Annotated in this window: 9 protein-coding genes; 7 read left to right on the plus strand and 2 right to left on the minus strand. The window is 69.3% G+C overall.

Annotation, left to right across the window (positions count from 1 at the left end; genetic code table 11):
* The first annotated feature begins 303 nt into the window (after positions 1-303).
* The 3 genes from ABT232_RS09375 to ABT232_RS09385 all read left to right on the plus strand — a co-directional run bounded on the left by ABT232_RS09375 (position 304) and on the right by ABT232_RS09385 (position 5,397).
* Positions 304-2,286, plus strand: coding sequence for an IucA/IucC family protein (locus ABT232_RS09375; protein WP_351838429.1), 1,983 nt, complete (start codon positions 304-306; stop codon positions 2,284-2,286).
* 60 nt (positions 2,287-2,346) lie between these two features.
* Entirely contained in the window at positions 2,347-3,003 is a 657-nt protein-coding gene (locus ABT232_RS09380; protein WP_351838115.1) for a GNAT family N-acetyltransferase, read from the plus strand.
* A gap of 417 nt (positions 3,004-3,420) precedes the next feature.
* Positions 3,421-5,397, plus strand: a complete 1,977-nt coding sequence (locus ABT232_RS09385) for an ATP-dependent DNA helicase (RefSeq protein ID WP_351838118.1) — start codon at positions 3,421-3,423, stop codon at positions 5,395-5,397.
* A 178-nt stretch (positions 5,398-5,575) separates the two neighbouring features.
* On the opposite strand, the gene lexA is transcribed toward ABT232_RS09385, so the two are convergent.
* The gene (gene lexA, locus ABT232_RS09390) at positions 5,576-6,355 is read right to left on the minus strand and encodes a transcriptional repressor LexA (protein ID WP_351838121.1); all 780 of its coding nucleotides are present in this window, start codon (positions 6,353-6,355) and stop codon (positions 5,576-5,578) included.
* 528 nt (positions 6,356-6,883) lie between these two features.
* Here lexA and nrdR point away from each other — a divergent pair.
* Positions 6,884-7,435 carry a transcriptional regulator NrdR gene (gene nrdR, locus ABT232_RS09395; RefSeq protein ID WP_351838123.1) on the plus strand — a complete coding sequence of 184 codons (552 nt, stop codon included), beginning with the start codon at positions 6,884-6,886 and terminating at the stop codon, positions 7,433-7,435.
* A 160-nt stretch (positions 7,436-7,595) separates the two neighbouring features.
* Positions 7,596-10,493 carry a vitamin B12-dependent ribonucleotide reductase gene (locus tag ABT232_RS09400; RefSeq protein ID WP_351838126.1) on the plus strand — a complete coding sequence of 966 codons (2,898 nt, stop codon included), beginning with the start codon at positions 7,596-7,598 and terminating at the stop codon, positions 10,491-10,493.
* A gap of 127 nt (positions 10,494-10,620) precedes the next feature.
* Here ABT232_RS09400 and ABT232_RS09405 read toward each other — a convergent pair whose 3' ends face one another.
* The gene (locus ABT232_RS09405; protein ID WP_351838128.1) at positions 10,621-11,154 is read right to left on the minus strand and encodes a TerD family protein; all 534 of its coding nucleotides are present in this window, start codon (positions 11,152-11,154) and stop codon (positions 10,621-10,623) included.
* A gap of 149 nt (positions 11,155-11,303) precedes the next feature.
* Here ABT232_RS09405 and ABT232_RS09410 point away from each other — a divergent pair, with 149 nt between their 5' ends.
* Both ABT232_RS09410 and ABT232_RS09415 read left to right on the plus strand, forming a co-directional pair.
* Positions 11,304-11,909, plus strand: a complete 606-nt coding sequence (locus tag ABT232_RS09410) for a YdbC family protein (protein WP_351838131.1) — start codon at positions 11,304-11,306, stop codon at positions 11,907-11,909.
* Between the two features lie 118 nt (positions 11,910-12,027).
* Positions 12,028-12,687 carry a histidine phosphatase family protein gene (locus tag ABT232_RS09415; protein ID WP_351838134.1) on the plus strand — a complete coding sequence of 220 codons (660 nt, stop codon included), beginning with the start codon at positions 12,028-12,030 and terminating at the stop codon, positions 12,685-12,687.
* The last annotated feature ends 7 nt before the right edge of the window (positions 12,688-12,694 follow it).

A 12,694-nucleotide genomic window follows, 5' to 3' on the forward strand; every position in this document is an offset into this window, starting at 1 on the left:
AGCCACGCCGCACCGCGCCTCACAGCACTGCATGTCGCAGCACTGAGCCTTACCGCACCGCGCCCACGTCCTGCGAACCACTCCGATTACCCCCTGTCGTTCCGCCCGTCGTTCCACCCGCCGCTTACACGCGCCGCCTTCGCGCGCCCCCGTCGCAGTACCGCACGGCTCGTCCACGAGAGCCGTAAGACCCCATGAGGAACCTCCGTGAACCCCACCTCTGCCGCCGACGGCCGTCTGCGTCCGCCACAGCCACAGCCACAGCCGCACCTCACCGCGACGCAGCCCGCACCAGGGACCGCGATGGCCATCGTCCCGGCGCAGCTGGGCGCCGGGTGCGCGCGGCCTGCGAAGCATCTGCCGGGCATCGGCCCTGACCTCCTCCAGCACCCGGACCCGCGCCTCGCGGCTGAATCCGCAGCCGTCGAGAACCTTCTCCGCTGCTGGGTACGGGAGACCGGTATCTCCGTTCCCGCCCATGGCACGCTCCGTATCCCCCTCCCCGCCAGCGACACCGCTCTGTTCGTGCCGGTGCACTACCGGTCCGCCACCGGCTGGCACCGCTTCGGACTCCCGTACTTGGCCAGCACTGCCCAACCGTGCTCACCGGCCGACGCGGTCACCGTCGCCGCCCTCATGGCCCGAGAGGCGGCCGCAGCGGGCCGCACGGCTGATGCGGCTCCGGCCACGACGACCGTCCCGATCAGTCATCCCGACGTCCTTATCCCCAGTCCCGATGCGGACCTTGTCACCTGTCCCGATGCGGACCTTGTCCCCAGTCCTGGTGCAGACCTCGTCACCAGTCCCGGGACAGACCTCGTGGGTCGCGTCGCCGACTCCGTCCACCGCGTCGCGACGTTCATCCGCGAGAGGCGCAGTTGCCCGGTCGACGAGTCCGACGCCGTCCCCGCCGGCCGGCCCGACCTCTTCCTTGCCGCCGAGCAGTCGCTCGTCCTCGGCCACCCGCTGCACCCCACCCCCAAGAGCCGCGAGGGGATCACCGAGGCCGAGGCACGCCCGTACTCACCCGAGCTGCGTGGCTCCTTCGCGCTGCACTGGCTGGCTGTCGCTCCTCCCCTGCTCGCCACCGACTCCGCCTGGACCGAACGCGGTCGGTCCGTCCCCGCGCCCGATCTCACCGCCCGCCTGGTCGGCACGGACCTGCCGCTGCCCGAGGGCCACGCCGCTCTGCCTCTGCACCCCTGGCAGTACCGCGAGATCCGGCACTCGCCACAGTTCGGGGCCCTGTTGGCCGAGGGGCTGCTCAGAGATTTGGGGACGCAAGGTGGCTCCTGGCACCCCACCTCCTCCGTGCGCACCGTGTATCGGTCCCAAGCTCCCGCCATGCTCAAGCTGTCTCTGGGCCTTCGCATCACCAACTCCCGTCGGGAGAACCTCCGTAAGGAACTGCACCGAGGTGTCGAGGTCCACCGTCTGCTGCGAACCGGCCTGTCCCAGCAGTGGCGGGCCGCGCACCCGGGCTTCGACATCGTCCGAGATCCGGCCTGGCTCGCCGTCGACGGACCAGACGGCGATCCGGTGCCAGGGCTGGACGTGATGATCAGGCACAACCCGTTCGCTCCGTCGGACGACGTGTCCTGCGTGGCCGGACTCGTCGCGCCCCAGGCCTTGGCGGGGCCGGATTCGTTGGCCCCGGCCCCGGTGCCGGCGCCTTCTCGCCTGGCTTGCTTGATCACCCGTCTCGCCGGAGTGACCGGCCGGCCGGCAAGCGCCGTCGCCGCCGAGTGGTTCCTGCGCTACCTCGAACAGATCGTCCGCCCCCTTCTGTGGCTGGACGGCGAGGCGGGCGTCGCCCTGGAAGCTCACCAGCAGAACACGCTGGTGATGATGGACACCCACGGCTGGCCCACGGGCGGGCGCTACCGGGACAACCAGGGCTACTACTTCCGCGAGTCACGCAGAGCGGAACTCGAGGCCCGACTGCCCGGCATCGGTGAGCACAGCGACACGTTCGTCTCCGACGAGGTCGCGGACGAGCGCTTCGCGTACTACCTGGCGATCAACAACGTGCTCGGTCTCATCGGGGCCTTCGGCTCACAACGTCTCGCCGACGAACACCTGCTGCTCGCCGCCTTCAGGCGTTTCCTCGACCGAGCCGCCTCCGGCCCCGATCGGCTGCGCAGCTCGCTGCCCGCCCGCCTACTGGAGTCACCCGTCGTGCGCTGCAAGGCCAACCTGCTGACCCGGCTGCACGGCCTGGACGAGCTCGTGGGCCCCGTGGACACCCAGTCCGTCTACGTCACCATCGCCAACCCCCTTCACTGAGATTCGACTTCCTGCCTGCCACTGAGGGCCTACCTCCTGCATGGAGAGGAGAGCCGCGCTGTGTCTCCCATCGACGCGAGCGCCGACGCAGAGGACACACTTGATCTGCACCTGCCTGCCGACCTGCTCACCCTCGGGTGGGGCGAAGACCTGCTCGACGGGGTGGCCGGGTGGGGCTCCGTCCCGACGTCCGCGGGCGTTTTCCAGCTGGTCCCCGTCCACGCAGAGCGAGACGTTCCGCTCATCAGCCGCTGGATGAACGACCCCGCCGTCGCCGCCTACTGGGAACTGGCGGGTCCTACGGAGATCACCGAGCAACACATCCGTGCCCAGCTCATCGGCGACCGGCGCAGCGTGCCGTGTCTCGGAGTGCTGGACGGCACTCCGATCAGTTACTGGGAGATCTACCGGGCGGACCTCCACCCGCTGGCCCAGCACTATCCCGCTCGGCCCCATGACACCGGTATCCACCTCCTCATCGGCGAGGCCGCGCACCGCGGACGAGGGCTCGGTACCGCCTTGCTGAGAGCCGTCGCCGACCTCGTCCTCTCCAAGCGGCCCGCCTGCGCCCGTGTCGTCGCGGAGCCCGACCTTCGCAACACCATCTCCGTGTCCGCCTTCCTCCGCGCCGGCTTCCGGCTCACCGCCGAGGTCGATCTACCCGACAAGCGGGCCGCCCTCATGCTCAGAGACCGGAGTCGACGCTGTCCGCTGTAGTCCCGTGTGACGACGTCGTCACTCTTGGTACACCGGTCGCGGCGATCCGGTTCCCACCTCATTCGCCTCATCTGACGAACCCACCCCGGCAACAAGTCCCGCCTGACCGAGCCCGCGCCGAAATCCCACGCAAGCCCGCGCCCAAATCCCACGCCAACCCAGGACCGAGCCCCACGCACGCCGCGCACCGAGCCCCTCGCACGCCCCGCACCGAGCCCGTAAATGACTCCGCCCGCGACCGACCCAGCCCGAGCCAAGATCCGACGCCCCCCGAATCAACCCAGTCCGAAACGATCCGAACCGATCCGGCCCGATGTCAACCGACCCCGTCACCAAGATCGCCACAGTCTTGATCCAGTCCCCCGCCTTCGCCGCGAGACCCCGTTTGTCAGTGCCGGGCCGTAGGGTGGTCGCGCTATGACAAAGCCCTCACTCCCCGAACTCCTGCATGCTGCCGTCTCCGCCGTCGGCGGCATGGAGCGACCTGGCCAGGTGACCATGGCCGAAGCCGTCGCGGAGGCGATCGACGACGGCTCCCATCTGCTCGTCCAGGCCGGCACCGGCACCGGAAAGTCGCTCGGCTATCTCGTGCCCGCCCTCGCCCACGGGGAGCGAGTGATCGTGGCGACCGCCACACTGGCCCTGCAGCGCCAGCTCGTGGAGCGGGACCTGCCGCGCACGGTGGACGCGCTGCACCCGCTGCTGCGCCGCCGCCCCGAGTTCGCCATGCTCAAGGGCCGGTCGAACTACGTCTGCCTGCACCGCCTGCACGAGGGCGTCCCCCAGGACGAGGAGGAGGGGCTGTTCGACCAGTTCGAGGCGGCCGCCCCCACCAGCAAGCTCGGCCAGGACCTGCTGCGGGTGCGGGACTGGGCCGACGAGACCGAGACCGGGGACCGTGACGACCTCACCCCCGGTGTCTCCGACCGCGCCTGGGGCCAGGTGTCGGTGTCGTCGCGGGAGTGCCTGGGTGCGACGAAGTGCGCGTACGGCGCCGAGTGCTTCGCCGAGATGGCCCGCGAGCGGGCCAAGCTCGCCGAGGTCGTCGTCACCAACCACGCGCTGCTCGCGATCGACGCCATCGAGGGCGCCCCGGTCCTGCCGCAGCACGAGGTGCTGATCGTCGACGAGGCCCATGAGCTGGTCTCCCGGGTCACCGGCGTCGCCACCGGCGAGCTGACTCCCGGCCAGGTCAACCGCGCGGTGCGCCGTGCCGCGAAACTCGTCAACGAGAAGGCCGCCGACCAGCTCCAGACCGCCGCGGAGGGCTTCGAGCGGCTGATGGAGCTGGCCCTGCCCGGCCGCCTGGAGGAGATCCCGGAGGATCTCGGTTACGCGCTGATGGCCCTGCGCGACGCGTGTCGTACGGTCATCTCCGCGATCGGCGCGACCCGCGACAAGTCCGTCCAGGACGAGGACGCGGTCCGCAAGCAGGCGCTGGCCTCCGTGGAATCGGTGCACGACGTGGCCGAACGCATCACGAACGGCTCCGAGTGGGACGTCGTCTGGTACGAACGCCACGACCGCTTCGGCGCCTCTCTGCGGGTCGCGCCGATGTCCGTCTCAGGCCTGCTCCGAGAGAAGCTGTTCGCGGACCGGTCCGTGGTCCTGACCTCCGCGACACTGAAGCTGGGCGGCGACTTCAACGGCGTCGGCGCGTCCCTGGGCCTCGGCCCGGAGGGCACGGAGGGCGACGACCTCCCGCAGTGGAAGGGCGTCGACGTCGGCTCGCCGTTCGACTACCGCAAGCAGGGCATCCTGTATGTCGCCAAACATCTGGCGCGCCCCGCGCGGGACGGTGACCGGGCGGACATGCTGGACGAGCTGACCGAGCTGATCCAGGCGGCCGGCGGGCGCACCCTGGGCCTGTTCTCGTCCATGCGCGCGGCCCAGCTGGCCGCGGAGGAGCTGCGCTCGCGCATCCCCGAGTTCCCGATCCTCCTCCAGGGCGAGGAGACCCTGGGCGAGCTGATCAAGAACTTCGCCGCCGATCCCCAGACCTGTCTGTTCGGCACGCTGTCGCTCTGGCAGGGCGTCGATGTCCCGGGCCCGAGCTGCCAGCTGGTCGTCATGGACAAGATCCCGTTCCCGCGTCCCGACGACCCGCTGATGAGCGCACGGCAGAAGGCGGTGGAGGAGGCCGGAGGCAACGGTTTCATGGCCGTCGCCGCCACCCACGCGGCGCTGCTCATGGCCCAGGGCGCCGGGCGCCTCGTGCGCGCGACGGGGGACCGCGGCGTGGTCGCCGTACTCGACCAGCGGCTGGCGACGGCCCGCTACGGCGGCTTCCTCAAGGCGTCACTGCCGGAGTTCTGGTACACCACGGACCGTAATCAGGTTCGGAAGTCGCTGGCGGCGATCGACGCCGCCGCGAAGCAGACGGAAGCTCAGTGATCGCGGGGCTCCGTGCGCACAGCACGGAGCCCCGCACACAGCGCAAGAGGCGCACACAAGGGGCCCGCGCTCTGACGGCCCGGCCTGTGTGGACACAGCGCAGGGCCCCGGAACCGGCGCAGTGGTTCCGGGGCCCGGTCTGAGGGGCCGGCTGTGGACAGCCTGCCCGTCGCGGCCGTCACACGCGCCGCAGGACGGCCACCACCTTGCCGAGGATGGTCGCGTCGTCGCCGGGGATCGGCTCGTACGCCGCGTTGTGGGGGAGCAGCCAGACGTGGCCGTCCTCGCGCTTGAAGCGCTTGACGGTGGCCTCGCCGTCGAGCATCGCGGCCACGATGTCGCCGTTCTCGGCGACCGGCTGGCGGCGGACCGTGACCCAGTCGCCGTCGCAGATCGCGGCCTCGATCATGGAGTCGCCGACGACCTTGAGTACGAACAGCTCGCCGTCACCGACCAGCTGCCGGGGGAGCGGGAAGACGTCCTCTACCGACTCCTCGGCGAGGATCGGGCCACCGGCGGCGATCCGGCCGACCAGCGGCACGTACGACGCGGCGGGCTTGCCGGTGGTGTCGGTGGGCGTCACGGCGGCGGCCTGGTCGGAGCCACGGACCTCGTACGCACGCGGGCGGTGCGGGTCGCGGCGCAGGAAGCCCTTGCGCTCCAGAGCCATCAGCTGGTGTGCCACCGAGGACGTGCTCGACAGGCCGACCGCCTGGCCGATCTCCCGCATCGACGGCGGGTAGCCACGCCGCTGGACGGAGTCCCTGATGACCTCGATCACACGGCGCTGCCGGTCCGTGAGTCCCGAGCTGTCCGCCCGGATGCCTGGAGGTCGGCCCGGGAGGGAGCGCTTGTTTCCCTCGGGATTCGTGGCTTCGTTCATCGCATGCACCGGCTCGAATCGGCCCTGGGAGCGGTCCTGGGCGGTGATGGTGGCACTGTCTGCGGTGGTGGTCACGTCGGCCCCTCTCGATGGTCTCCCTGCTGGACAACGGTAGTTGCTTTCGAAAGGTTGCGCCAAACACACGTTCGAGTGAAAATTCGCGATTCGACTGTCGTGATCATGTGCCTGGGTGTATGGCTGACGCGGTGCCCCGCGGGCAAAAGCGCCCATTGTTGTACTCTTCACCGCCGGGAAGCGCCCTTGTGGGGCGCGTGCCCAGTCTGCCATCCGGCGTCGCGTGGAGCGGGCACCGGCCCCGGTTCGCGCAGGAGTCCTACGGCTCCTCCTTGTCGCGGCCACGGGATCTCCCCATGCGGTGACGCGCTGTGTCCGCGCGTGTCGACGTGCGCACCCGACACGCGGGCCTGTACTGGATGTACGGGCCAATCCCCACATCTAGTGGTTGGATGGCGACAGCAGCCCAGAAGTTGTGGTCCCCCGGGTCATCGACCCCTCCGCGATCGCCTATGCTGGTGGCTGCTTCCAAGGGGCCCGAGAGGTCCGTGAGGCTATTGAGTCTGCTGTGAGGAGGGTTGGGAGTCCATGCACTGCCCCTTCTGCAGGCACCCCGACAGCCGTGTGGTCGACAGCCGTACGACCGACGACGGCACGTCGATCCGCAGGCGCCGCCAGTGTCCGGACTGCTCCCGTCGTTTCACGACCGTGGAGACGTGTTCGCTCATGGTGGTCAAGCGGTCCGGGGTCACCGAGCCGTTCAGTCGCACCAAGGTCATCAACGGTGTGCGCAAGGCCTGCCAGGGGCGGCCTGTCACCGAGGACGCGCTCGCCCAGCTCGGCCAGCGGGTCGAGGAGGCGGTGCGGGCCACCGGGAGCGCCGAGCTGACGACCCACGATGTGGGACTGGCCATACTCGGCCCGCTGCAGGAGCTGGACCTCGTGGCCTATCTGCGATTCGCGTCCGTGTACCGGGCGTTCGAGTCGCTCGAGGACTTCGAGGCGGCGATCGCCGAACTCAGGGAGCAGACGGGACGCCCCGCCGCGGACGACGGAGACGCCGGCCAGGGGCGCCAGGAAGACGACCGCGGGTCGGGAGAGGCCGTCCAGGTCCCCGAGCCCGCAGGCGCCGCCGACTGACCGGGAGGCCGGTCCGGGCATCGGGTCCGGAACGGCCGGGTCGGTGGCGATCAAAGACCTGTTGCGGGCGGCGTGAGGGTGCCCGCAGCACCAGACAGAACACCGTGCTTCGGGAACATCGGGGCACTTCAGGGCGTTTTCGCCCGTACAGGGAGGCGGCATGACAGAGACGGCGAGCGGTCCGGCACGAGGTTCCCGAGCCAAGGGACTCAAGGCCACCAAGGGGCTGCGTATCGAGCGCATCCACACCACTCCCGGCGTGCACCCGTACGACGAGGTGAGCTGGGAGCGCCGTGACGTCGTCATGACCAACTGGCGCGACGGCTCGGTGAACTTCGAGCAGCGCGGCGTGGAGTTCCCCGACTTCTGGTCGGTGAACGCGGTCAACATCGTCACCAGCAAGTACTTCCGCGGTGCTGTGGGCACCCCGCAGCGTGAGACCGGCCTCAAGCAGCTGATCGACCGCATCGTGAAGACGTACCGGAAGGCCGGTGAGGACTACAAGTACTTCGCCTCGCCCGCCGACGCGGAGATTTTCGAGCACGAACTGGCGTACGCCCTCCTGCACCAGATCTTCAGCTTCAACAGCCCGGTCTGGTTCAACGTCGGCACCCCCCAGCCCCAGCAGGTCTCCGCCTGCTTCATCCTGTCCGTCGACGACTCCATGGAGTCCATCCTCGACTGGTACAAGGAAGAGGGGATGATCTTCAAGGGCGGCTCCGGCGCCGGCCTGAACCTCTCCCGTATCCGCTCCTCCAAGGAGCTGCTGTCCTCCGGCGGCAACGCCTCCGGTCCCGTCTCCTTCATGCGCGGCGCCGACGCCTCCGCCGGAACGATCAAGTCCGGTGGCGCCACCCGACGGGCCGCGAAGATGGTCATCCTCGACGTCGATCACCCCGACATCGAGGACTTCATCGAGACCAAGGTCAAGGAAGAGGAGAAGATCCGCGCCCTGCGCGACGCGGGCTTCGACATGGACCTGGGCGGCGACGACATCACGTCCGTCCAGTACCAGAACGCCAACAACTCGGTCCGCGTGAACGACGAGTTCATGAAGGCGGTCGAGGAGGGCGGCAAGTTCGGCCTCCGCGCGCGGATGACCGGTGAGGTCATCGAGGAGGTCGACGCCAAGTCGCTCTTCCGCAAGATGGCCGAGGCCGCCTGGGCCTGCGCCGACCCGGGCATCCAGTACGACGACACCATCAACCACTGGCACACCTGCCCGGAGTCCGGCCGTATCAACGGCTCGAACCCCTGCAGCGAGTACATGCACCTGGACAACACGTCCTGCAACCTCGCCTCGCTGAACCTGATGAAGTTCCTGAAGGACGACGGCAAGGGCCACCAGTCCTTCGACGCCGAGCGCTTCGCCAAGGTCGTCGAGCTCGTCATCACCGCGATGGACATCTCCATCTGCTTCGCGGACTTCCCGACCCAGAAGATCGGCGAGAACACCCGCGCGTTCCGCCAGCTCGGCATCGGCTACGCCAACCTCGGCGCCCTGCTGATGGCGACCGGTCACGCCTACGACTCCGACGGCGGCCGCGCCCTCGCCGGTGCCGTCACCTCCCTGATGACCGGCACGGCCTACCGCCGCTCCGCCGAGCTCGCCGCGGTCGTCGGCCCGTACGACGGGTACGCCCGCAACGCGGACGCCCACAACCGCGTCATGAAGCAGCACTCCGACGCCAACGCCGTGGCCGTCCGCATGGACGACCTGGACACGCCGATCTGGGCCGCCGCCACGGAGGCCTGGCAGGACGTGCTGCGTCTCGGTGAGAAGAACGGTTTCCGTAACTCTCAGGCGTCCGTCATCGCCCCGACCGGCACCATCGGTCTGGCGATGTCCTGCGACACCACCGGCCTCGAGCCCGACCTCGCCCTGGTCAAGTTCAAGAAGCTGGTCGGCGGCGGCTCGATGCAGATCGTCAACGGCACCGTCCCGCAGGCCCTGCGCCGCCTGGGCTACCAGGAGGAGCAGATCGAGGCGATCGTCGCCCACATCGCCGAGAACGGCAATGTGATCGACGCCCCGGGCCTCAAGCCCGAGCACTACGAGGTCTTCGACTGCGCCATGGGCGAGCGGGCCATCTCCCCGATGGGCCACGTCCGCATGATGGCCGCGATCCAGCCGTGGATCTCCGGCGCCCTGTCCAAGACGGTCAACATGCCGGAGACGGCGACCGTCGAGGAGGTCGAGGAGATCTACTTCGAGGCCTGGAAGCTGGGCATCAAGGCCCTCGCCATCTACCGCGACAACTGCAAGGTCGGCCAGCCCCTCTCCGCCAAGACCAAGGAGAAGGAGAAGGCCGAGGTCACGGAGAAGACCGAGGCGACGATCCGCGAGGCCGTCGAGAAGGTCGTCGAGTACCGCCCGGTCCGCAAGCGCCTCCCGAAGGGACGTCCCGGCATCACCACGTCCTTCACCGTCGGCGGCGCCGAGGGCTACATGACCGCCAACTCCTACCCGGACGACGGCCTGGGCGAGGTCTTCCTGAAGATGTCCAAGCAGGGCTCGACCCTCGCGGGCATGATGGACGCCTTCTCCATCGCGGTCTCGGTCGGCCTCCAGTACGGCGTGCCGCTGGAGACGTACGTCTCCAAGTTCACGAACATGCGCTTCGAGCCGGCCGGTATGACCGACGACCCGGACGTGCGGATGGCGCAGTCGATCGTCGACTACATCTTCCGCCGCCTGGCGCTGGACTTCCTGCCCTTCGAGACGCGGTCCGCGCTCGGCATCCACTCCGCCGAGGAGCGCCAGCGTCACCTGGAGACCGGTTCGTACGAGCCGCTGGACGACGAGGACGTCGACGTCGAGGGCCTGGCCCAGTCGGCGCCGCGCGCCCAGGAGCTGAAGGCCGTCGCCACCCCGAAGGCCGAGGTCGAGGCGGCCAAGCCCGCCCCGAAGCAGGCCCACACCAGCGCCGAGCTGGTGGAGATGCAGCTGGGCATCCAGGCCGACGCCCCGCTCTGCTTCTCCTGCGGTACGAAGATGCAGCGGGCCGGTTCCTGCTACATCTGCGAGGGCTGCGGCTCGACCAGCGGCTGCAGCTGACGCGCGGCCCTGGAGGGATAGCCCCCGACGGGTAGCCCCCAAGGGGTAGTGCCCGAGGGACAGCGCTCGAAAAGGAGGGGCGCCGGCCACTGGTCGGCGCCCCTCCTGCGATGTGACCGAGACGGTGTCAGGACCGGCGCAAGGCGCCCATGGCCCGGGTGAACGTTGCGGGGTCGTCCTCGAAGCCGAGCAGGCCCGGGTGGAACTCCCACACCCCGGACTCGTCGCGCCTGAACTCCGCGACCGCCGCCGCCGTGGCCCCGAGGACTCCGCCGAAGTCGTCCTGGGCGAGATCGGTGTAGCCCTCGCGGATGCGCAGGGCCGGGTTGACCACGCTGACGAAGGTCTGCCGCCCGGACCGCTGCTGTATGGCGACGCCGACCACCACGCGCGCGTAGCGGGCGTCGAGCCGGTCGAGCTCCACGGTCAGGACCTCGTCCCAGCCGAAGCCCTTGCCGTCCTTGCTGTCCCGATTGAGATAGATGGTGCCGTCGGGGGAGCGGCTGTCGAAGTGCACCTGGTAGGCGGGTTCGCCGTACGGATCGCTCGCCAGGTAGGTGGCGGCCACTATGTCGAGATCGGTCGGTGGCTGCCCCGCCGGACTCGGGTCCCACTTCAGCGCGATCTCGACCTTGCGGATGCCCTTGCTGATGCCGTTCACGAACGTCCCCCTTCCCCGTCTGCCCGCAGGCTGAACTGCCGGGCGGTCAAAGCCGGTTGCCCATCCTGCCATGTGCGCCGGGGCGCTCGCCCGCGTCCGGTCCGCCGGAGGACGACCGGCGCCACACTCCGGGGCCTTACGATGGCGCGGTGCTGGTCAAGTGGATTCGCTGCACCGTGGTGGACCGCCGGGGTTTCGAGCGGGGACAGCGAAAGTGGGCGGGGCAGCTGGGTGAACCGGGTTTTCGGGGACAGGGCGGGGGCTGGAGCCGGAGCCGGCCCTCGGTGGCCCACATCTTCGCCTTCTGGGAGAGCCGGGCCTTCTACGACTCCTTCATGGCCCGCTCCCACGACCGGCTGGCCACGGCCCAGTCGGGCACCTTCAAGGACGCCCAGGTCAGGCTGTTCGACTACCGCTTCGACGTGAAGACCGGCTTCGAACCCCGCTTCACCGACGCCGATCTGCTCCGGGTCGCCCTCTGCCGGATCCACGAGGACCGCGTGGAGAACTTCACGCTGATGCAGGAGAAGGTCTGGAACCCCGCGATGGCCGGCTCGCCGGGCATGATCCGCGGCCTGTTCGCCGAGGCCCCGGGGAACGAGTTCATGGTCCTGTCCATGTGGCGGTCGGCGGCCGAGCACGGCAAGTACCGCACCGAACGGGTGGAGCGGCTGGCGCTGCGGGCCCAGACCGAAGCGGATGTCGCGGCCCTCACCGGCGACATCGTGGAGCTCGAACCGACCTGGACGGTTTGAGAACCGGACGCACAAATCGTGCGTCCTGTGGGGTCCACGGGGTCGAAATCGTGTGAGCTGCGCCGTACAAGTGCCTCACGAGTCCTCGATCGGCCGTCACCCGATCTAGGGTTTTGGCATGGCACGACCACGGCGCATCGTCCTTGTCCGGCACGGCGAGTCAACGGGCAATGTTGATGACTCCGTGTACGAACGCGAACCCGACCACGCTCTGGCGCTGACCGATCTCGGATGGCGCCAGGCGGAGGAGACCGGCAAGACGCTGCGGGAGGTGTTCGGGCGGGAGCGGGTCAGTGTGTACGTCTCCCCCTACCGCCGCACCCATGAGACCCTGCGCGCCTTCCATCTGGACCCCGAGCTGATACGGGTGCGTGAGGAGCCCCGGCTGCGCGAGCAGGACTGGGGGAACTGGCAGGACCGCGACGAGGTACGCCTCCAGAAGGCCTACCGGGACGCCTACGGCCACTTCTTCTACCGCTTCGCGCAGGGAGAGAGCGGCGCCGACGTCTACGACCGGGTCGGCGGCTTCCTGGAGAGCCTGTTCCGCAGTTTCGAGGCCCCCGACCATCCGCCGAACGTGCTGCTGGTGACCCATGGCCTGGCCATGAGGCTGTTCTGCATGCGCTGGTTCCACTGGACGGTCGCCGAGTTCGAGTCGCTGGTGAACCCAGGGAACGCGGAGATGCGGATGCTCGTTCTCGGGGAGGACGGCAAGTACGCGCTCGACCGGCCCTTCGAGCGCTGGCGAGATCCGGAGCCGTACGGGATCACCGGATAGAGTGGCA

The organism is Streptomyces sp. NPDC001532 (genome assembly GCF_040298625.1).
Classification (GTDB): domain Bacteria; phylum Actinomycetota; class Actinomycetes; order Streptomycetales; family Streptomycetaceae; genus Streptomyces.

Excerpts from the sequence above, each read along its gene's own strand:
- ABT232_RS09375 (WP_351838429.1), top strand. The coding sequence starts at position 304 with ATGGCCATCGTCCCGGCGCAGCTGGGCGCCGGGTGCGCGCGGCCTGCG.
- ABT232_RS09385 (WP_351838118.1), top strand. The coding sequence starts at position 3,421 with ATGACAAAGCCCTCACTCCCCGAACTCCTGCATGCTGCCGTCTCCGCC.
- nrdR (WP_351838123.1), top strand. The coding sequence starts at position 6,884 with ATGCACTGCCCCTTCTGCAGGCACCCCGACAGCCGTGTGGTCGACAGC.
- ABT232_RS09400 (WP_351838126.1), top strand. The coding sequence starts at position 7,596 with ATGACAGAGACGGCGAGCGGTCCGGCACGAGGTTCCCGAGCCAAGGGA.
- ABT232_RS09415 (WP_351838134.1), top strand. The coding sequence starts at position 12,028 with ATGGCACGACCACGGCGCATCGTCCTTGTCCGGCACGGCGAGTCAACG.